The following is a 22,405-nucleotide window of genomic DNA, read 5'->3' as shown; positions in this document are numbered from 1 at the left end:
CGATAGTCAAGAAATATCACATAGAGAACGAAATTAGCATTCCACATTATACATTTTGAACAATTAAACCATTTGACTTTTAATGGCGAATGATTTCAATTTTTCAATTGATCTTGAAGTTCGGATCAGCGACATCAATTATGGCGGGCACATGGGCAATGACCGCTATTTGACACTGTTTCACGAGGCGCGGCTTCGCTATTTGAAGCAGTTCGGCTGCTCCGAGATGGATGTTGGCGATGACACCAGTCTAATCATGAGCCAGGCCCACATTGATTTAAAAGCTCAGGCTTTCTGGGGCGATCGCTTGACCATCTTTGTTCGAATTGTTCAAATTACTCCGATTAGATTTCGAATGGAATACCTGATGGTCGCTTCTGAAAATCATGAGAGACAAATTGCCTCTGGTTACACCGATCTGGCCGGCTATGATTATCGGAATCGAAAGTTGAAAAAGCTGCCCAGCAAATTTATTCATCACATCCAGCAGTTTGAACGAATAGTACCGATGAATTGACTGAAATACCAGAAGAGGGAGCATTATGAGCAAACTGCAATTCAAACCACTGACATCGGTGATCCTTTTTCTCATTGTCTTTGTCATCTTCTTTTTATTGGAAACGAGTCTTGATGCTAAAAACCACGGAACGCTTCTGGTACCGCTGCTGTTTTGGCTGGCATTGGTTCAAGGCTGCGTGACTTTAGTGGCCGCCGCTGACCTAGCTAAAGGGCAATGGATTGCCCCGTTAAAGAAACATTTGCTCTCGGTCTATCCCATGATCTTGTTGATCGCGATATTGTTTCTTCTTTTGGGGCGCCAGATGCATATTTACCACTGGACCGAAGAAAAGGGCGGCTTATGGTTCAATGAATGGTCGTTCATCCTGCGTAACTTCTTTTTGCTGATCACATCCTTTGTCCTAGCGGGCAAATTTGCCGGTGCCTCGCTGGCTGAACATCCGAAGAAGAACCTCTGGGCAGCGCTCTATGTGCTGAGTTTCGTCATTTCGCAATCCTTAGTAGGCTTTGATTGGGTGATGTCGCTGGAATATCCCTGGATCAGTACCTTATTTGGCGGTTACTTTTTCATCGAGGCCACTTATTTAGGATTAGCTACTGCGGCCATCATCTGTTTCATTTTATCCCGAGAAGTTGACCCTAATGAAGCCCATTCGCTGAAAAAAACGCAACGCGATGTGGCCACATTTCTGTTCGGGTTCAGCCTGTTTTGGGTGGGGATGTTCTTCGCCCAATTCCTTACGATTTGGTACGGTAACATTCCCGAAGAAGTCTCTTTCACCACTCGGCGATTGGCTTCTCCAGTGCTCAAACAAATGGCTCGGTATGTTTTGGGTGCCTTATTTTTTGTGCCATTCATTTCGTTATTGTCTCGCAAGATCAAAGCGAATGCTACCATCGTTGCGATTCTTGCTCTGATTATCATGTCAGGTGTGCTGGTCGAACGCCTGTTTTTCCTGATGCCCCATCTCTCAATTCATCCTGTCATTGCAGGTTTGGAATTTATCTTGATCATGGGACTTGTCCTATGGCTCATTAGGCAGAGAGAGAATGTTTTATCGATCAAGTTCTAATGGCAACAGGGAGCTTTTCGATAATTTTCATGAGATTCGAATTCTCCATGGCACCGATTTTGTTGTCAGTGTCTGGATAGAAAGAGTTCTGGGAAAAATCAAATTGATCTGTGTTCAAGGATTTGAAAAATCAGCAAAGGAGTGGAAATGCTGCCGATATACAAATCTTCAGCGCTGACTCTGATTGTGCTGGTCTTGCTATTTGTATTGCGCTCAATGGATATAGAGACGCAAAGAACGGCTTATCAATTTTTCATATTGCTATCGATTGCCATGGCGACGCTGGTATTGGGCTATTGGGCTATCCAATATTTGGCCTCGATCTTAGGGTCAAAAAGGGCTCGAAAAAAGCGCGAAATAATTTTGAGGTGATATCGTGATGAAATATTTCAGAAAACGATATCTTGTATCAGCGGCCGCAATGATCCTGGCGATATGTTTGTTTGTCCTGTTGTTCTTATTGGCTAGACATGAAGATATTTTCAAAGCTGATGCCCCTATCATCGGCAATTTTATCGAATGGTTTGGTGTGCTGTATGGAGTGTTATTGGCTTTGGTGGTAGTGGAGGTATGGCAGAAAAATTCGGTATTGAATAATGAGATTGATCGCGAGGCGGATGCTCTCGTATTGATGTTAAAAACTGCCCGTTTTCTTAATGATAGGGAAGGGGTGAGGGATCTTGCAATCAAGACCCAGCAATACGCCGAGATGATCTTGGCTCACAAGACAACGGATGCCTTTGAAAGCCAGCAGGCAGCAGATCGATTGGATGAAATTCATCGCGCCATCGGGAAACTGATAAAAACTGCTGATCCATGCCCATTGCCATTCGCCAACCAATTGATCTATCATATTAACGACGCCTTCGATACCCGAGGCGATTGGATTGCCCGAGCGAAAGTTCGGATGCCCACAGCCCTTCAGTTCCTGGTATTTTTTGCATCTTTGGTTTGGGTACTGGGCTTTTTTGGTTTGAATATCACCAGCGACATCTTAGCTGGAATTTTATGTGGATCGGCCACGTTGACTGTCTCAACCATCCTGTTCATCATAGTGGATCTGGATGATCCAAAGAGCGGAGTTTGGAAAGCCGAATTCGACTCATTCAAAGTGCTGAAGAAAACGGCCGAAGAAATTATCAGTGGAAATTTTTAGTAAGATCATTCGGGAATTGATGTCTTGAAAGCGTTTTTGATCATATTTACTTGTTGCTTGATTGCCTATTTAATTTTTGCCGATATAAAATCAAGTAGTCAACCGCTGGCGACAGATTGGAAGTTGCCGCTGAATACTTCGGATCGAAAAGACTGGTCGACACTATCTTTCGAACCAGATGCACATTTTAAAGCGCTTCGGGCACCATTCGGGCCAGTGAAATTGCATTATCATACTGGAGTCGATCTGCAAAATAGCCATCCGCAACATCCCGCCGAGCCTGTTTACGCGATTGCCACAGGCATCGTGATCGCCATCGACGATCCGCTTCCTCAGAGAAGGATCATGATTGAACACACTCTGCCTGATGGAAACAAGGTTTGGAGCGTCTATGTGCATGTCAGCAATGAGCAAGTGGCTATTGGCGATATTGTGGACACCGAAACAGTGATTGGGTATTTGATGTCCCAGGCCGAATTGCAGATCTATGGCAGAGAATTTGACCACGTTCATTTAGAAATTATGAAACAAATGCCAGAAGAAGCCACTGAATATCACCAAAGGAAAACCTTCACCTGCTACTCTGCGACCGAAGTGGACGAATATTTCTTCGATCCCGAAGCTTTTTTGAAAAGTCGCTTGACAAAATGACAAAGATCCTGGTTATTTGAATTTCATCTCCCTACATTCAAGAAATTTCAGCATCAACCATCGCCTGAACCAAGGATGATCTTTATTCTTAGTTTTGATGAAAAAAGTTGGGAACAGCTGAACTGGTGACTCTCAGGATCGTTAAATTAACACATTTACCCCCAATTCAGAAAAAATCATTTTGGAGGATTTCATGAGAAGATCTCTTTCATTGATGATGGTAATGTTTTGCTTTTTTTTGGTGAATCACGCACCAGCGAGCAACAACATCTCCCCCAAACATGGTGTGAAGTATGCTCCTGGAATGCTGTTGATTAAATTCGAGAACACCGCTGAGTCAATCCGGTCGACCAATGCATTTACCGAAGCGCTGCGAACAGTTCAGGCCAAGCGTGCCGAGCCACTTTTTGAGGATAGTGGGAAGCTGAATCGGCAGCGAGGAGGCTATGATTTATCGGGGATTTATCGGTTTTATGTAGATGAATCGGCCGATATTGAGGCGCTCTGTCGAAAATTAAGGCAGCAGCCAGGTATCGTCTATGCGGAACCGGTTCATATTTTCCCCATTGAACAACTGGTAACGCCCAATGATCCACAATACTCGCAGCAATCCCACCTACCTCAGATCAAAGCCAGCCAAGCGTGGGATGTGATGATAGGCGATTCAACGGTGATCATTGCGATTATGGATTCTGGTGTGGATTGGGATCATCCAGATCTAGCGGAGAATATCTGGCGGAATCCGAACGAGCGGCTTGATGGCCTGGATAATGATGGCAACGGCAAGGTCGACGACATCAGAGGTTGGGATTGGGTGACTGGGATTAGTGACGTAGCTGCTGGAGAGGATGGAGACGTGGAGGACAATAACCCGATGGATTTCGATGGACATGGGACGCATCTGGCAGGGGTCGTGGCAGCAGCGACCAATAATGCCATTGGGGTCGCATCGATTACGTGGCGGTGCAAAATAATGCCGCTTCGGGTGGGTTGGCGTGCGAAGGACGGATTGGGTTATATCCGAATGGATTGGTTGGCGAGGGCGCTGCGCTATGCAGCGGACAAAGGGGCCTCGGTCGCAAATATCAGCACAGGTTCAAATCAAACGGTGGTGGAAGCTGCACGATATGCCAAGGCAGCTGGCATGGTCATTACTAAAAGTGCAGGCAATGCCAACAACGAAGAGGCTGATCCCTTGGAACTGGAGCCCTGGATCGTCACTGCCTCCGCTGTGGATGATCGAGACCTAAAAACCAGCTATTCCACTTATGGGATTTGGGTTAAACTCGCTGCGCCAGGAGGGGATTTAAACAGGGGTCGGCCTGGTATCTTGAGCACTTATTTCAACAACACCTATGCATCCCTGCAAGGCACTTCCTTTTCCGCACCGATTGCGGCAGGAATAGCCGCGCTGATCAAATCCCAGCATCCAGATTGGGGCCCAGCGCAGATCGTGCGGCAACTCGTCCTGACTGCTGATTATATCGACGATATTAACCCTCAATATGCCGGGAAGCTCGGTACGGGGCGGGTGAATGCCTATCGCGCTTTGACTGAAGCCAACCCCCCCGAAGCGGCTCCGAAAATCAGATTGCTTCAGGCTGGGGCCATCCTCGATGCTAATGGCGATCACTTGTTCGAGCGGGGAGAGACCGGCAAAGCAGAAGGCAAATTCACTTATCGCAACTATTCGGTAAGCCCCGGTTTCAACGTCAAATTTTTTATCACCAGCCACGATTCCGATTTGACCATTCTTAATGGCGTTTACGATTTCGGCTATTTTCCATCCGATACGATCATTCAGATCCCAATTTCGTTCACCTACAAGATAAACGAAAATGCCCGCGGCAAAATGGTCGATCTGTCACTGGGCTGGCAAGCTGATGGGGGATATAGCTGGATCGATACCACTTTCAAGATTATAGTTGGGAAACTGCCGATCCTCATTGTCGATGACGATTCAGATGACGACGATATCACCTTCCCGCTGTCAGAAAAGTTCTATACCAATATCCTTGATCGGATGAACGTGAATTACGCAGTCTGGGATCGGTATCAATTGGGCAAATTGGATGTCAACTCAATCATCAATTTCCCGATCGTCATTTGGCTCACTGCTTGGTGTTTCCCATCGCTCGATGTGGACGACCAGCAAGCAATTGCCCGGCTTTTGGATAATGGTGGCAACTTGTTTATCAGTGGTCAGGATATCGGCTGGGATTTCAACGATCCAGGTGGCTTTGGTTATCAACAACGCGATTTTTATAGAAAATATCTTCATGCCACTTATTACAGCGATGATAGCCCTGTGCAACAGGTTATCGGAATCACCGGGGACCCAATCGGGGATGGCTTGCAGTTCAAGGCGTGGCAACCTGGTCTGCCGGAGGACAACCAGTATCCGGATGAGATCGAGCCAGCCGACGGGGCAACGCCAGTATTCGAGTATGCTGGTGGGGCGAATCATAAATTCGGTATCAAATATCAGGGCGATCACAAAGTAGTGTACTTTGGTATGGGGCTGGAGGCAATCGATTCTCAAGAAAATACTCCACCGGATCAGCTATCGCCCATCCGAACCGAGGTGTTACGCCGCGTACTGCAATGGCTCAATTTTGTGGACCATGCCCCGATCAAAGACATCGAGTATTTGACAGACCCGATAACGGTCACAGCTCGCATTTCGAACAGCGCGGCGAGCAGCGATTTGATTGGAATGGAGTTGCACTGGCGCAAGCAAGGCGAAGCCGCCTTCAACATCATTCCAATGACGCTCGATAATAATCTTATGTTTTCGGCTCAAATCCCTAATCCTGGCCAACAGGCGATAATCGAATATTTTCTGAAGGCCGTGAACTCATATTATGATTGGACCAGTCCATCGATGGCACCAAGCGATCTGTACCGCTTCAAGATCGGACCAGATGTGATTGCCCCTACCTTCAGTCATTTGCCGCTCAAATCGACATTCACCGAAAAACAGCCTCGTGCCGTCTCGGTCGCGGTGAGCGATAATATAGCTGTGGATCCCAATAGTGTATTTGTCCATTATCAAACCAAAACCCTCACGGATAGCAGCAAATTGGAACTGGAAAGCAGCGGCGAGCGGTTCGTGGGCTATTTGCCTGCCCGATTTGCCTATGGTGATACCGTGCGCTATTATTTTTCAGCTCGAGACTTAGCCAGCACTCCTAATCTTGGAAGATCTCAAAGTTACTGGTACGTGTTGGGAGTTGATGATTTTGAATCCGGGCTGGATTATTGGACTGTCTCTCCTGATGGATGGGGACTGGACATGGCTAGGCCATATTCTGGGCTTTATTCCATCAATGATAGCCCCAATCAATCGCCATATCCCAATAATCGGGATGTTAGCATCAGCACCGCTGCCGGATTCGACCTCTCCACCGCTAATACCGCTGCACTAAAATTCTACACGAGGATCTTTTTGGAGACGAATCGCGATTTCGGTTACATCGAGGTGAGCAATGATGGTGGAAAGTCCTGGAACTCAGTTGGAAAACCAATATCCGGATTTTATGGTGTCTGGGCAGCGCAGACCGTATCTCTAAAAGCGTATTGTGGCCCAGGAAATAAGGATGTTCGGTTGCGATTTCGTATGGTTTCCGATGACCATCAAGGGCCACCAGTACCTGGATGGTTTATTGACGATGTCCAGGTCATTGAGGGGCTGGATGTAACTGAGGTATTGGAAGCAAAAGACAATACGGTACCGAGTCAATATGTTTTGTATCAGAATTACCCCAATCCGTTCAACCCAACGACCACAATTCGGTTCGATTTGCCGCACGCAGGGAAAGTCACCTTGAAAATCTTTAATATGAACGGAAAATCCGTTCGCACCTTGATTCAATCGCAGATGCAACCAGGGAGCTATGCGGTGCAATGGGACAGCAAGGATGACTATGGCAACAGCGTGGCATCCGGATTATATTTTTACCAGTTATCGGCCGAGCATTTTTCAGCGACTAGGAAGCTCCTGTTGCTAAAGTAGCATTCGACTGCTTCAAGATAGTGGAATTCATAATTCTGAACGATCCGCCCGCCCACTGCCGGGCGGATCCTCAGAATGATAACTTTTCCTATTGGAATCGATTTAGAAACCTGAAAAATTGGCCTTCATTTTATTAGTACCAGCCGCGAGCATAGGAAATGAGAATCCTAGTCGTGGGGCGAATTCGCCATCAGAGCAACCAGGTAGATGCCTCTGGCTAACGGTTGCCCACTATCATCTTTTCCGTCCCAGACATATTGATAATAACCGCTGGGAAGTGTTTCATCAATTCATTCATTGGCCAGCTCGCCTTGAATATTCAATACCTTCAAAGTAATGCTAACATCTTTGATCAATTGAAATGACAGATTGGTGGTGATATTGAACCGATTGGGATAAAACAAAAGATCATAGTTATTTTCCATGCAAAATAAAACTTACGTCTTTATCAAATAAGGTTCCGTAACCCACAATAAAAACTTCCCGTCCATTAGTCCAGATGTCCCAAAAACCGACATTGGCAAATTGGAGATTTTCATAGCGATGCCAATCAATTCCATTGTAATGAAATACTTCGCCTGTTGGACCGGTTACAAAAATATTGTCATCCGAAGTCCCATGAATACCGACCGTGGTGACATGTTGCAGCAGGGGAGTCCAACTTGCTCCATCGCGGCGTTTTACTCCGCTGCCGGTCGCATACAATGTCCCCGACGGGCTCATCCATAATCGCGAAAAATAGCTGTACTTCATGCTATCAACTATTGACCAGGCAGTGCCATTATGATGAAGCAAATAATACCATTCATGGCCCAGTTCATTTCTCGCGGTCAATAGCGAATAAATATTTTCGGGTGAATTGCCAGCAAGATCTTTAACAAGCCAAAATGGATCGGCATCTTTGGGAATATGAACTGGAACCGAATCTGGCAGCCACTGTTGTCCATTATAATGAAACAGCGTTCCGTTTAAGCCCCCTGCCTAGATATCGCTGGCCGAAATCCCCCAAACCGAGACGAGCGTCTGACCACCTTCATCCAATACTTTTTGCCAAGTGCTGCCATTATAATGGATGATGCGACTGCTCCAATAGTAAATGGGATATCCCAGGCTATCGCGACCAGTTTGATGATATTGTTGTCCGACAACCCAAATATCATCTGACGAAAAGCCATAAATATCGGTCAAGCCTATAGGCCCCCAATACTTGAAAGGAATGGGCAGCCAGACTTTTCCATCAAAATGGTACATTTGACCGAAAATATCATTACAATGCCCCACTACATAGACGTTTTGAGGTGAGCTCGCCCAGATTCTCCCCATCAATGTTTGAAAACTACTAGGATAAGACAGCGTATCCACGGTCCAGCTATACTGGCGTGGGTCTTTCGCTGGCTCTGGGGTCGGCTTGATTGGCGATTTCTCACAGGCGATCATAAAAATACCATAAATCTCAACAGCGATGAACCAATAGCCAATGAAAAGATTGGTTTTCATAACAGCTCCTTTGCGTCAAAAGGTGATGATCTAATTATTTGATTGGTTGCTAACGCTGACTGACCGATCGCTGTTAGCGACCAGTCAGTCATTTAATAAAGACGGGCTTCTGCCATGAATAAAAAAACCTGACCACTCAATCGCCTTGTCGCGACGATATAGCTGATCAGGTTTAAAATATCTGAAATCAAAATTGGTTACAATTTTTCCGCTGCTACCGCAGCTATGTCGGGTAAAAAACAAATTGCAAAGTTGCCCTTGCAATACCAGGCCTGCGGATCGATCGGGCCTGGCTTTCATTTCTGAAACCTAAGGTTTCCAGGAAAATGAACCCGCCACAAGATCACTCGTGCAAGCGCAAAAGCAGGTGGGGCGATTCAATAAAAAATATAATTGATAGCAAAGAAAAAATCAAGCGATTATTTTCTTCATCTTCGATGCAATAGCATTTTGAAGGTCAGTTGTTTGCGATGGAAGGAGAGGCGACCGAAATAGATGCCGCTGGGGAGGTCGTTACCTTGGTCAGTGGTTCCATTCCAGTTTACCTCGTAAAATCCAGAAGACTGATTGCCGGCGATTAATCGGTTCACCAATTGGCCCCTGCAATTATAGATCTCCAATGCCACTTCTCCATCCTGATCGAGATGATAGCCGATCGTAGTGGATCGGTGGAACGGATTGGGATAGTTCTGAGGCAATTGAAAGTGAGTGAGCGGATTGATGGCGACCTCTAAAATTTTCGAATAGCTAAACCCGCCGCTCAGATCGAGTTGTTTGAGGCGATAATAATATCGCCCTGGGACTAGGTCGTGAACATGAAATTCATAACGCTGAGCGACCTGGGTTGTCCCTTTGCCTGGGATAAAGCCAATGGGATGGAAGGTGAGTTTATCCAAGCTTTGTTCGATCTCGAAACCATAATTATTGCGCTCCGAAGCTGTCTCCCAGATCAGCTTTACTTGATTTGCAATCAGTTCAAATGAGAATAACGTCAGTTCTACTGGATGAGCGACGTTCCGAGGCGCGAGGCAAAAATCATCGCGCGGTTGACCATCAGACCCAAAAATTTGGAGTCGAATGCTATCGTTATCGGCGATGAAATACGCGATGGACATGTGATGGTCATATTCCCCGCATTGTGCCAGGTTGATTTGCCAGACTTTTTGAATATATTGCTTGAGATACGAGTGCGTATGGCCGCACAAGTAAGCTGTGACCTGATACTGAGCAAGGATTTCCCAAAATCTATCACGATCCTCTGGGCTGCGATCGAGGCAATCGCCGTAATTGCGCTGCCAGCTTTGTGGATAAGCGGGCTCATGACCAATAACAAACACGAACGGATAGGAATTATATTTCAGTTGATCCTCCAGCCATTGCAATTGTTGATCAATCACGCGGCCATAATTGCGATAAGGGACGTGATAATATTGATCGAGCACAATGAAATAGCAATTTTCGTAGATGAACGAATAGAATAATGCTTCAGGGCCATACCCTGCGATGTAACTTGAGTCGACCAAATTGGGGAGCCGATGGTTTTTAAAATAAGACTCGTAAAAATGCTTTCGATCTGCATCTTTGTCATGATTTCCCGTAGAGGGGTAAAACGGCTTATTGAAATATTTTGTAACTATCTGTTCGGTTCGATCCATCGGTTCCTGATCGCCAGCGTGAATAAGAAATGCCGGGGCAGGATCGGATAAATTGGTCGAGGCCCATTGGAGCATCGTTGGAAATCCATCCCCGCTGTGCGTATCGGCGACACCGATGAAGGACCATTGTTGACTGTACAATTGACCCGTTATTAGATGCGCTATGAATACAAGCCATGCAAATCTCCAGAACAAACGACTTCTCATCCCGCTGATCTCCGCAATTCATGTCCCATAATAGTATTTCCTGGTAAACTGATTCAAAAGTCAGTGGCAGTTCCAAAACTGAATTTCATTTTTGAAGATCACAGCATATTTGCAATTCCACACCCCTAAAAACGCATCTGATCTGATAAATTTTTGAGTATTGCGCTTTGAGATAGAACAATTTTTGCAAAATGCTTTTATCGAAAAATTATGCCATTAGAATTCAAGCAAAATCCGCTGATCTGTCATCGGTCAACACCCAAACCACCAAGTGGATGGAGCGTTTCTGAGCTCTCGGGAATAACTTACAATTCCCATGCCGATTTCAGAGCTCAGGGAGTCATGGACACTTGTTTTTTTACAAGCTTGTTTTTTGGGGAGTGACATTTGATTGAAGAAACGATGCCGAACTTCAGGCAAGAATATTTTTTGTGCAATCATTCCAATGATAAGAACCCAGCTATTCTTATGCTTTTCAGATGAAGAGGATATCGCCAAGCTGTCGGTGATCGATATCATGACCAAAAAATACTTCTGGCAAAATTAGAAAAAGAATGCTCTTATTCTTCAGCAAGATTGCAAAAATTCGACAATTCACCGAACCTTACTCAAATGCATTGCAATTCAAGGAGTGAATATAGCACAATGAAGATTGATTTGCAAGGGAAAATTTTTGGATTGGTGATCAAATTTGGCCTGTCTCTATGTTGGACCAGATTAGGAAGTCGTGGATGTTACTCACTTCAGAAGTGTATGCTATCGCATAGGGGCGATAGCAGTCGCCCATCTATTGAGATCGCTGCATCTAAAACTTACCGAATCGCAATCGCTGTTATCTTCATCATGCTAAATTTCAATCACGTGTTGGCTCAAGTTGCCTGCCAGGCGGAGGAACCGATTTTCTCCCATGCCAGCGGGTTCTATTCCGATTCGATCAAGTTAACGCTCAGTCTTGGTTCGCCTGGGGGTGAGATTCGCTATACACTGGATTGCTCCGAGCCAACGATTTCAAGCCCGATTTATTCGCATCCAATCACCATCCGCACAACGACAGTGGTTCGCGCTCGGGTATTTCGGATGGGCTGCCAACCTGGCCGAATTGTTTCGCATAGCTATTTCGTGAATCGAAGCTTCACTTTGCCCGTGCTTTCCGTCATCACCGCGCCATCGAATCTCTGGGGGGATCAAGGGATCTACACAAATTACGACGAGCGGGGTGCCGAATGGGAGCGACCAGCCACGATCGAATTTTTTGAGGAAAATGGCTTGTTAGCCTTCGCTGCGGATGTAGGCATCAGGATCCATGGTGGAACCAGTCGGGCTTTTGATAAAAAATCGCTGCGCTATTATTTAAGCAGCGAGTATGGTCAAAGCAAACTGCGATATCGCTTGTTCCCATCAAAATCTATCGAGGAGTTTAAGTGTTTCGTGACCGCTGCTATGTTTCAGGATGCCCCAGGAAACAGCGCTTATGGAAATGGCACCTTGCTTCGGGATGCTGTGGTTCAGGAATTGGGCCGCCGCATTGAACCAGCCATCGCACTGAGCAACCGGCCAATCATTTTATTTTTAGCAGGGAGACCGTGGGGGATTTACAATCTGATTGAGCGGATCGATGAGCATTTTTTGGAGACGAATTTTGAAATCAAACCCTGCGACATCATTGAGAATTTTTCTGAAGCCAGAGAGGGGTCGATAAAACGCTGGGACCAATTAATGGCGCTATTTCAGTCCAACGATTTCAGCCAGCCAGAGCCATATCAGAAGGCGCGAGAGCTAATCGATTTCAGAAATTTCACACGGTATCATCTGGTTGAAATTTACAGTGGCAATATGGACTGGCCTGACTATAATAACTTCGCTTATTGCGGCTATCGAAGTGGGGATCAATGGCGCTGGTTGTTATGGGATTTGGATAATACTTTTGCTTTCATCAGCGCTAATACTTTTGAACTTGCGACCGATGATACCATCCGCGGCACGTTGATCCTGCGAAAATTGCTGCAAAATGATCAGTACCGGACCTATTTTTTGAACGAATGCGCCGATCTGTTCAATAGCGCCCTTCTACCAGAGCGGGTCTGCGCTATCATCGATTCCTTGGCAGCCATCATCCGGCCGGATATCGATTTTGAGATTCAGCGCTGGGGAGGCAGTAGAGCAGAGTGGGAATCGGGCGTGGAATATCTGAAATTTTTCGCCCGTGAACGGTTAGCACGGCTCTGGCAATATGTATTGTGGGAGCTGGATGTAAAGGAAACCCATCGGCTCACCCTTGGAACTCCGAAATCGGGCATGGGCTGGCTGAAAGTGAATAGCGTGTTGGTCACTTCATATCCCTGGGAAGGGCGCTACTTTCATGATATTCCGATCACCCTTGAGGCAATCCCCAATCGCGGATTTCGGTTTGATCGTTGGAGCGAGACAGGTTGTGGAACCGATCAACGAATCATACTGCGGCTTAAGGCCGATCAGTCGCTGTACCCGATTTTTATTGCTGAGGCCGAACTCGATGAGTTGGTGATCAATGAGATCAATTATAATAGCGGGCCCGGCTCAAATCCTGAGGATTGGGTGGAATTGTATAATCCGACAAATCGCACTTTGGATCTCGGAGGTTGGCATTTCAAAGATGATCAAAAGTCACACGACTTTCAATTGCCAATGGGCACCCGAATTGAGGCCAAAGGCTTTTTGATTTTGTGCCGAGATCAGGCTGCGTTTCGTCGCTGTTTTCCTGAAGCAACCAATGTCATTGGCGATTTTCCGTTTGGCCTCGGCAGAGATGGGGACGAGGTGCGCATCTACCATCTAGATGGGAGCTTAATTGATTCGGTTCGATTTGAGAGCCAATCGCCCTGGCCAACCGAAGCAAATGGAACTGGGGCCACGTTGGAGCTGATCGATCCAGCATTGGACAATTGTCAACCCGATCATTGGCGCGCCAGTCCTGGGTATGGTTCTCCAGGAAGACCCAATCGTTACCTGCCGCAGGTGACCAGCCTGGTGGTTAAAAGCAAAGATGATTCGACAAACGTTACTAATAGTCGTGAGGTTCGAATCGAAATGACCGAACATGATCCTGATGGTCAGGTCGTAAAATGGCTACTCACCGAAGATTCAATGCAGCCTCACGCGGACGATTTTATTTTGACTGCTCGACCGACGCAATATTATATCCAGGGCGATGAAGGCCTGGTAACGATCTATGCTTGGGTATTAGACAACGATGGTCAGGTGAGTGAGTTGACCGCCTCTTCTCATGCAACAATAAAGATGGAATTATTTGATCCGCAACAATTGGAATCACAACAGGAAAAACCGAACCCAGTTGCACGGGAGGACATGCTGATCTGCTTTCCTAATCCCTTTAACCAGCACGCAACCATTTTGATCAGATCCTCCCGACCTGGTCCGATTTATTTGAACATTTTCAATACCGCTGGCAAGCTTATCAGAAGCATGTCGATCGAACAAATCAATCTGCCACAGCACCAAATAAGATGGGACGGAACAGACGCTGACGGCAGGACAGTCCCCTCAGGGATTTATGTGATACAATCGCAATCGAGAATGGGGCCCCGCACCATCAAAGTTGCGATGATCAAATAGATCAAATTGATCGAAAGAGATTTGCGCTGTTTTTTGAAACGGAATTGGCAGGTGAATGCAAATTTTGTCATGAAATTTTCCAGCGGTATCAGAAAGGAATCAGCAATCCAATTCGCCAGATGATGGGAATTCCCTTTCAATTTTCTGCTTTCTCGAACCAAGGTTTCGCCTTTCCAAAATTTACTCTTGACATTCTGTCATAATAATGCTATATTTGACCGATATAAACTTGAGTGAGATTGAAAAAATGGCACGGTTTCAATTAGTATCAGATTATAAACCGACAGGAGATCAGCCCCAGGCGATCCGAGAATTGACCGAGGGCGTGTTACGCGGAGAGCGGTTTCAGACGCTATTAGGTGTTACTGGGAGCGGCAAGACTTATACCATGGCGAATGTTATCGCTAACGTTCAAAAACCAACGCTCGTGTTGTCGCACAACAAAACGCTCGCGGCTCAATTGTACGGCGAGTTCAAAGGATTTTTTCCAAATAATGCTGTGGAGTATTTTATCAGCTATTACGATTATTACCAACCTGAGGCGTATGTCCCAACGACCGATACCTACATTGCCAAAGATACTTCGATCAATGATGAGATCGATCGGCTGAGGCTGAAGGCCACCAGTTCTTTGTTGGAGCGCGATGATGTCATTATTGTCGCATCGGTATCATGCATTTATGGTTTAGGATCACCCGAGGATTACAAGCAATTGCTGTTGATCCTCCGCAAAGGAGATCGAATCGATCGGCAGCGGATCTTGCAGAAACTTGTGGATATCCATTATAGCCGCAATGATTTTGAGTTCAGCCGAGGGACATTCCGGGTGCGCGGCGACGTGATTGAAGTAATCCCCGCTTACGAAGAGGAAGGGGTAAGGATCGAACTTTTTGGGAATGAAATTGAAAGCATTTCGATCATCGATACGCTCACTGGAAAGGTTAACTCCCAGCGCGATACCATTGCAATCTATCCAGCCAAGCATTATGTCACCACCCAACCGCGATTAGAAGAGGCGATCCGAAATATCAAGATCGAACTTGAAGAACGATTGGAGTGGTTTCGTCGGCACAACAAGCTGTTAGAAGCGCAGCGGCTGGAGATGCGCACCAATTACGATTTAGAGATGATGCAGGAGATTGGATATTGTTCAGGGATTGAAAATTATTCGCGGCATTTGACTGGCCGCAAGCCAGGGGAGCGTCCCTTCACCTTGTTGGATTTTTTCCCCAAGGATTTTTTGATGTTCATCGATGAATCCCATCAGACCATTCCCCAAGTTCAAGGGATGTATCATGGTGATCGAGCCCGCAAAGAGACGTTGGTGGAATATGGCTTCCGATTGCCGTCTGCATTGGATAATCGGCCGCTTAATTTTCAAGAATTCGAGTCCATGATCAATCAGGTGATCTTTGTCTCCGCAACCCCTGGACCTTATGAACTAGAAAAATGCGGAGGTGTTGTGGTTGAGCAGATCATTCGACCGACTGGGTTGATGGATCCTGAGATCGAGGTGCGACCGATCAAAGGCCAGATCGATGATCTGATCGCGGAGATCCGACAGCGAGTGGCACGGGGGGAGCGAACTTTGGTGACCACCCTGACCAAGCGCATGGCCGAAGATTTAAGCGATTACCTGGCAGATATGGGTATTAAGGTCCGATATTTGCATTCAGAGATCGCTGCTCTGGATCGGGTTGAGATCCTCCGCGATCTGCGACTGGCAGAGTTTGATGTGCTGGTGGGGATTAATCTGCTTCGGGAGGGGTTGGATCTGCCAGAGGTGTCGCTGGTCGCGGTGCTCGATGCTGATAAGGAGGGCTTTTTACGATCAGAGACGTCACTCATGCAGATTGCTGGTCGCGCAGCGCGAAATGTGAGCGGCAAAGTCATTTTCTATGCGGATCATATCACGCAATCCATGCAAAAGACGATCGACGAGACCAATCGTCGGCGCAAGGTTCAGCAAAAATATAATGAAGAGCATGGTATCACACCAACGACCATTTACAAATCGGTCGAGGATGTATTGCGAACGACCCGGGTCGCCGATGAGAAAATGGAAAAGTGGGGAACGAAAAAGAAGCGCCGCGATCGAAGCTTGCTCCGACTCTCCCGAATGGAGCGGGAGGAATTGATCGAGCAATATGAGCGAGAGATGCTGGCCGCGGCCAAAAATTTAGAATTCGAGCGCGCGGCAGAATTGCGCGATGAGATCGAATGGCTAAGAAACAGTTGAGCAAAACATAGAAAAACGAACATGGAACGGTTGAACATTTTGGTAATTGGTGGAGGGGGACGTGAACATACCCTGGTGTGGAAGATCGCCCAAAGTCCCGTAGTCAATAAGATTTATTGTGCTCCTGGAAACGCTGGCATCGCCCAATTGGCTGAATGCGTTTCGATAAACGAGAGCGCAATTGATGAACTATTGAACTTCGCTGACCGAAAGCGGATCGACCTCACCGTGGTTGGACCCGAGGCACCTTTGGCAGCGGGGATAGTCGATGCATTTCAAAGACAGGGGCTTGCGATCTTCGGGCCAACCAAAAAAGCGGCCGAGATCGAAAGCAGCAAGATTTTTGCAAAATATCTGATGGAAAAATATCAGATCCCTACTGCACAATATCGCGCTTTTGATCAATTTGAGGCAGCGAAGAATTATTTAAATTCCATGCCAACTCCGATCGTCATCAAGGCCGATGGCCTGGCTGCTGGCAAGGGCGCTATCGTGTGTTTCAACCAGGAAGAAGCTCAGGAAGCGCTCCATAAAATGATGATCCAGGGCGTCTTTGGTTCGGCTGGCAAAAAGGTCGTCATCGAGGAATATCTGAGAGGCCAGGAGGCTTCAGTGCTGGCGGTGACTGATGGCGAAAATTTGATCGAATTGCTCCCAGCGCAAGATCATAAGCCGATCTTTGATGACGACAAAGGACCAAATACAGGTGGAATGGGCGCCTACGCCCCAGCAGTTCAAGTCGATATGGACATGCTGCAACAAATTCGGCAGCGGATTTTGGAACCAGCGATCAAAGGTATGGCATTGGAAGATCGACCCTATCGCGGCGTGCTTTACGCTGGTTTGATGATTACTCGTCAGGGACCTAAAGTGATCGAATTCAATTGTCGCTTTGGAGATCCAGAAACGCAGGTGATTTTGCCATTGGTCGAGGGCGATATCGTCCCGCTGCTGTATGGGTGTAGCCAGGGCAAATTAGAACAACAGACAATCAATTTTAAAAATAAATTTGCGGTGTGCGTGGTGATGGCTTCTGGGGGCTATCCTGGCAAATATGAGAAAGGCAAAGAGATCATCGGTTTGGAGCGAAATTTCGGAACTGATGTGATTATTTTTCATGCCGGAACCAAATTGGCCAATGGCAAGATTTTAACCAATGGGGGCAGAGTATTGGGGATCACTGCCTTGGGGAATGATGTAGCAGAGGCGATCAAGCGCGCGTATAAAGCTGTTGGCAAAATTACATTCGATGGTGCCTACTATCGAAAGGATATTGGATATAAGGCGTTGTAATGCAACTGGGAATTTACAACTGAGGAGAACAACGATATGAAAATCTTAGTGACTGGTGGAGCAGGCTTTATTGGATCGCACGTGGCAGATGCTTATATTAAAATGGGGCATGAAGTGGTTATTGTGGACAATTTATCCATGGGGCGCGTTGAAAATGTCAATCCCCAAGCTCATTTTGTTAAAATGAATATTCAAGATGACCAGATATTGAAGCTATTTGAAAGCGAGCGATTCGATGTGGTCAATCATCATGCCGCACAAATGGACGTTCGGCTTTCGGTTGCCGATCCAATTTACGATGCCAATAACAACATTATTGGCACAATTAATCTTTTGCAAGCAGCAGTGAAGACCGGGGTGAAGAAGTTTATTTTCATATCCAGCGGTGGGGCAATTTATGGAGAGCAAGACTATTTTCCGGCAGATGAAAACCATCCAACCCGTCCAGTTTCGCCTTATGGAATTACGAAGTTGACGGGTGAGAAATATCTCTATTTTTATCATTATGTCTATGGCATTCAATTTGTGGTGCTGCGCTATGGTAATGTTTACGGTCCGCGACAGAATCCCAAAGGCGAAGCGGGGGTGGTGGCGATATTCACAAGCCGCATGTTAAATGGCAGCCAACCAATCATCAATGGCAACGGTTTGCAGACGCGGGATTATGTATTCGTAGGGGATGTGGTTGATGCCAATGTCAAGGCATTGAGCTTTGATCAATGCGATTATTTTAATATTGGGACTGGGATCGAGACCAATGTGAATGAACTTTTTCATAAACTGCGTCATTTAACCAATGCAAACGTCGAGGAAGTTCATGGGCCAGCCAAACCGGGGGAGCAAATGCGGAGCGTTTTGAACATCGAAAAAGCACAGCGACTGCTTCAGTGGCGACCGCAAGTATCCTTGGAGGAGGGACTGGCGAGAACCGTGGAATATTTTAAGTCCAATTTCAAAAATGATGAAAGCAAAAGCAGCAGAAAACCTATCAGATAAAGCTTTTGAACAATTTCAACTAGAATCGGGGCTGATCGGTAATTCACCAGGAATGCGGCAAATTTTTGAGACCCTTCAACAAGTTGCCCCGGTGGATATTTCGGTGCTGATTATCGGTGAAAGTGGCACGGGTAAGGAGCTGATCGCTCGGGCCATTCATCAGCGGAGTCGCCGTGCAGCAAAACCGTTGATCATTGTCAATTGCGGCGCAATTCCAGAAGGGATCATGGAGTCGGAATTGTTTGGCCATGAGCGTGGGGCATTTACTGGGGCAGTGAGCCAGCGCAAGGGGTTTTTCGAAATGGCGGATGGCGGAACGATTTTTCTTGATGAGATCGGTGAAATGCCTTTGAATGCCCAAGTGAAAATTCTCCGCGTGTTGGAAGGCAAGGAGTTCACCAGAGTCGGCAGTGCTGAACCCAAAAAGGTGGATGTGCGAATCATCGCCGCCACCAATCGGGAGTTGGATCAGGAGGTGCAGAACGGCAGCTTTCGCCAGGATCTCTATTTCCGTCTTCATGCAGTCACCATTTTCGTCCCCCCGTTGCGGGCCAGAAAAGAGGATATTCCTTTGCTGGCAAAAACATTTTCCGATCATTTTTGCGCACAAAATCGAATCGAGTTTCGTGGATTCGATGATTCTGGTCTCGAAGCGCTGATGGAGTACCATTGGCCAGGCAATGTTCGCGAATTAAAAAATGTGATCGAGAGCATGATCATTCTTGAAAAAGGAGGGAAAATTGACCGGGCAGCGGTGATAAAATATCTGAACCTGGGAAGTAACGTCTCCCGCAATCTGCCCATGGCGTTGCATCGGCCAACCGAGCAAGTGGAGCGGGAGTTCATTTACCGCGCGCTATTGGATCTGAAATCAGAAATCTCCCAATTACGGGAGATCATTCTGACGCGGCTTTTTCCGCCGCGCCGTCTTAAAGGGTGGGAACCTGAAGATACCATTGTCATCCCACCAGAAAACGGTGAAATCGTTTATAATGAGCCAGTGGTTGAGTCGCGGAATTTCCCCACGCTGGAGGAAATGGAGAAAAAATTGATTGAGGAGACGCTCCACCGATTCGATGGAAATAAGCGAAAGACCGCTAAGAGCCTGAAGATTAGCGAGCGCACCCTCTATCGAAAAATCAAAGAGTATAATCTGCCATATTAAAATGAACAGGGATGATCAATTACTCGACCAGTCGCGGTTTTGGATCGTTGTCGTATTGGCTTGGTTGCTTTTGGGATGCGGCTATTATTCATTTTCTGGTTCAGCACTACCGCCCCATTTGCGCACCGTAGCGATCCCTATTTTTGCCAATAACACCACTGAGTTTGGAGTGCCAGAGGACCTCACCGATGCGCTGATCTATGAGTTCACGCGCGATAATACCTTAAAAGTGGTTGACCGGCGCGCGGCTGATTCAATCATCGAAGGGACGATCCTTAATATTCGAGATCAAGCAGGCGCGTACAATCAACAAGAACAGGTGCGGGAGATCCGCGTTTATCTCCGTGTGAAAGCCAAGTTCGAAGATCTGAAAAAGAACAAGGTGATCTGGGAAGAAGAAATAACCCAGTGGGGAACTTACAGCCCCGATGCTTCTGGAGAAGTCAATACCACTCGGCAGCAGGCGATCGATGAAGCGGTCAAAAAAATCGTGACGGATATTTTTAATAAGACGATCTCGAATTGGTAAGCCATGGCTAATTTTTTTTAATTATAAAAATAAGCATTGTTTTTTATCAAAAAAAATATTATAATTGAGAGCTATATTGTAGATTATCGGTTTTATCCAATCAGTAACTTAAAATGTGCAAAGGTAGGATGAAGATTGAAAATAAGATTGGTTGCGAACCGAAATCAATTCTCTCTTCGATTGAAATGGAATAAAGATGTATAGCGGGAATGATGGAGGTTCGATTTCAGGCATCGATGATAGGGAGTGAAGAAAATGCAAAGATCATTGAGAGATGAAGTGAAGTATCTGGAGGGCAAATTGAGCAAAAATGAGAATTCGGTGCTATTTGCCCGGCTTGCCGATGCTTACCTTCAGATGGATCGCGTGGATGAGGCGCTTGCCTTGTGCGAAAAAGGTATCAAAAAACATCCCTATTATGTGACCGGACATTATATATTGGGCAAGTGTTATCTGAGGAAAAAACTTTTCGATCAGGCCGAGAAAGAACTGAAGCGCGTATTGCTATTTGATCCGAAACATATTGCGGCGCATCGCGATTATGCAGAATTAATGGCCCAAATCGGATGGATGAATACCAGTGAGATGAGCTATGAGGAGATCCTTCGGATCGATCCCTTGAACCAAGCGGCCAAACAACGGCTTGAAGAATTAAGGTCAAGCGAAGCGAAATCTCCTAACATGACGCCCCCTTCTGCCGAAAAAGAAATCGAGGCCATGGAGACAGATTTGCTCACTGAACTCGAAGAAGCAAATGAACCTGCGCGCGCTGTTCAAACCCCATCACAGCCAATTGGCGGCGATCGAAGTGAGAGGTCAACCGAGCCAATATTTGAGCCAGAATTAGATGTAGAACCAGATACAGAACCTGAATTCGGATTCGATTCTTCGGAGGCAGCGCAAGTTTCCTCATTGGGTTCTCCATCTGCCCATTACAAGCCTCCAATGCAGCAGCCAACCCAACAACAACCAAAACAAGCGGGTGAGAAACGCTATTTTGAAGAAACCGCACCGACATTTGAGGAGGAGAGTGCCAACCTCGATTTGCTGGAGGACATATTTCGAGACGATGAATTAACCGATCTATTGGGTGAAGATGAAGAATTGGTTGGGCAATTCGAGCAATCGGAAATTGACTCGTTTGGCGTGACAGATGGCGAAACCGATCGAATGGAAGAAGTGAGCGAATTTGAAGATAATGGGGAGTTCGATACCAATGAACTCGAGGGGTTAGCTGATGAGGACGTATTTGCTTTGATGACTGGGGATGAGGATCGTACTCAACAGGCTCAAAAGCCTCAATCGCCAGGTGAAGAACCATCTCGTCGTTCCGATCGAGTTTCGCCAGAAGACGATACCATTGGCAAGAAATTCGATCATGAGGCTGGTCCAAAAACAAAAACTGAGGATGTTTCCCCGCTCAAAAAGACGTTGGAGGAGATTCAAAAGCAGACTCGGCCGAAATTTGAACCACTTGCTGAGCCACCTGCTCCAAGTTCAGCGCGTCAGCGATCGGAAACAGGGGAGCCAGAAGATAAAAATGATTCGCTTCGAAGAAAAGAAAAGATTGTCACTCCCACGCTTGGAGAAATTTATGCTGCTCAGCATCAATATGCCAAGGCGATCGGCGTGTACGAGATTTTAAGAAAGAAGGATCCGAATAACGAATTTTATAAGCAAAAGATCGAATATCTGCAAAAGAAGCTGGAAGAATCTCAGTCAGAATCATGAAACGTTTTTGAAATTTTGTCGCGAAATATTTCTTGACTGATGGTCCACGAGGGCAGATGCTTGGTAA

The 22,405-nt window shown here is 46.4% G+C and carries 17 protein-coding genes; 13 read left to right on the top strand and 4 right to left on the bottom strand.

Annotated features, from left to right (window positions below):
* Positions 1-82: 82 nt before the first annotated feature.
* The 6 genes from ONB37_16390 (at position 83) to ONB37_16365 (ending at position 7,414) form a co-directional block, all read left to right on the top strand.
* Positions 83-517, top strand: a complete 435-nt coding sequence (locus tag ONB37_16390; protein MDZ7401736.1) for a thioesterase family protein — start codon at positions 83-85, stop codon at positions 515-517.
* A gap of 25 nt (positions 518-542) precedes the next feature.
* A complete protein-coding gene (locus tag ONB37_16385) occupies positions 543-1,592 on the top strand; it encodes a hypothetical protein (protein ID MDZ7401735.1) in 1,050 nt (349 codons plus the stop codon).
* Between the two features lie 147 nt (positions 1,593-1,739).
* Positions 1,740-1,964 (top strand): hypothetical protein, encoded by a 225-nt coding sequence (locus ONB37_16380; protein ID MDZ7401734.1) that lies wholly within the window; start codon positions 1,740-1,742, stop codon positions 1,962-1,964.
* Between the two features lie 7 nt (positions 1,965-1,971).
* On the top strand, positions 1,972-2,748 hold the full coding sequence (locus ONB37_16375) for a DUF4239 domain-containing protein (GenBank protein MDZ7401733.1): 777 nt from the start codon (positions 1,972-1,974) through the stop codon (positions 2,746-2,748).
* A gap of 24 nt (positions 2,749-2,772) precedes the next feature.
* Complete coding sequence (locus tag ONB37_16370) at positions 2,773-3,399, top strand: M23 family metallopeptidase (GenBank protein ID MDZ7401732.1); 627 nt, start codon at positions 2,773-2,775, stop codon at positions 3,397-3,399.
* Between the two features lie 193 nt (positions 3,400-3,592).
* Positions 3,593-7,414, top strand: coding sequence for a S8 family serine peptidase (locus ONB37_16365; GenBank protein ID MDZ7401731.1), 3,822 nt, complete (start codon positions 3,593-3,595; stop codon positions 7,412-7,414).
* A 290-nt stretch (positions 7,415-7,704) separates the two neighbouring features.
* Here ONB37_16365 and ONB37_16360 read toward each other — a convergent pair whose 3' ends face one another.
* From ONB37_16360 to ONB37_16345, 4 genes are all read right to left on the bottom strand, one after another.
* Positions 7,705-7,839 carry a hypothetical protein gene (locus tag ONB37_16360; protein ID MDZ7401730.1) on the bottom strand — a complete coding sequence of 45 codons (135 nt, stop codon included), beginning with the start codon at positions 7,837-7,839 and terminating at the stop codon, positions 7,705-7,707.
* On the bottom strand, positions 7,829-8,248 hold the full coding sequence (locus ONB37_16355; GenBank protein ID MDZ7401729.1) for a hypothetical protein: 420 nt from the start codon (positions 8,246-8,248) through the stop codon (positions 7,829-7,831). The genes ONB37_16360 and ONB37_16355 overlap by 11 nt, the downstream gene beginning before the upstream one ends.
* 147 nt (positions 8,249-8,395) lie before the next feature.
* Complete coding sequence (locus ONB37_16350; GenBank protein MDZ7401728.1) at positions 8,396-8,911, bottom strand: hypothetical protein; 516 nt, start codon at positions 8,909-8,911, stop codon at positions 8,396-8,398.
* Between the two features lie 428 nt (positions 8,912-9,339).
* On the bottom strand, positions 9,340-10,773 hold the full coding sequence (locus ONB37_16345; GenBank protein ID MDZ7401727.1) for a metallophosphoesterase: 1,434 nt from the start codon (positions 10,771-10,773) through the stop codon (positions 9,340-9,342).
* 753 nt (positions 10,774-11,526) lie between these two features.
* On the opposite strand from ONB37_16345, the gene ONB37_16340 reads away from it, so the two are divergent.
* The 7 genes from ONB37_16340 to ONB37_16310 all read left to right on the top strand — a co-directional run bounded on the left by ONB37_16340 (position 11,527) and on the right by ONB37_16310 (position 22,338).
* Positions 11,527-14,385, top strand: coding sequence for a CotH kinase family protein (locus ONB37_16340; GenBank protein ID MDZ7401726.1), 2,859 nt, complete (start codon positions 11,527-11,529; stop codon positions 14,383-14,385).
* Between the two features lie 247 nt (positions 14,386-14,632).
* A complete protein-coding gene (gene uvrB, locus ONB37_16335; GenBank protein ID MDZ7401725.1) occupies positions 14,633-16,624 on the top strand; it encodes an excinuclease ABC subunit UvrB in 1,992 nt (663 codons plus the stop codon).
* A gap of 30 nt (positions 16,625-16,654) precedes the next feature.
* On the top strand, positions 16,655-17,917 hold the full coding sequence (gene purD / locus ONB37_16330; protein ID MDZ7401724.1) for a phosphoribosylamine--glycine ligase: 1,263 nt from the start codon (positions 16,655-16,657) through the stop codon (positions 17,915-17,917).
* A 36-nt stretch (positions 17,918-17,953) separates the two neighbouring features.
* Complete coding sequence (locus ONB37_16325) at positions 17,954-18,913, top strand: GDP-mannose 4,6-dehydratase (protein ID MDZ7401723.1); 960 nt, start codon at positions 17,954-17,956, stop codon at positions 18,911-18,913.
* Positions 18,876-20,078 (top strand): sigma-54 dependent transcriptional regulator, encoded by a 1,203-nt coding sequence (locus tag ONB37_16320; protein MDZ7401722.1) that lies wholly within the window; start codon positions 18,876-18,878, stop codon positions 20,076-20,078. The genes ONB37_16325 and ONB37_16320 overlap by 38 nt, the downstream gene beginning before the upstream one ends.
* Before the next feature lies 1 nt (position 20,079).
* Positions 20,080-20,607, top strand: coding sequence for an LPS assembly lipoprotein LptE (gene lptE / locus ONB37_16315; GenBank protein ID MDZ7401721.1), 528 nt, complete (start codon positions 20,080-20,082; stop codon positions 20,605-20,607).
* 255 nt (positions 20,608-20,862) lie between these two features.
* Positions 20,863-22,338 carry a tetratricopeptide repeat protein gene (locus ONB37_16310; GenBank protein MDZ7401720.1) on the top strand — a complete coding sequence of 492 codons (1,476 nt, stop codon included), beginning with the start codon at positions 20,863-20,865 and terminating at the stop codon, positions 22,336-22,338.
* Positions 22,339-22,405: the final 67 nt, after the last annotated feature.

The organism is candidate division KSB1 bacterium, assembly GCA_034506395.1.
GTDB lineage: Bacteria > Zhuqueibacterota > Zhuqueibacteria > Thermofontimicrobiales > Thermofontimicrobiaceae > Thermofontimicrobium.
This window is presented reverse-complemented; position numbering and strand designations above follow the sequence as displayed.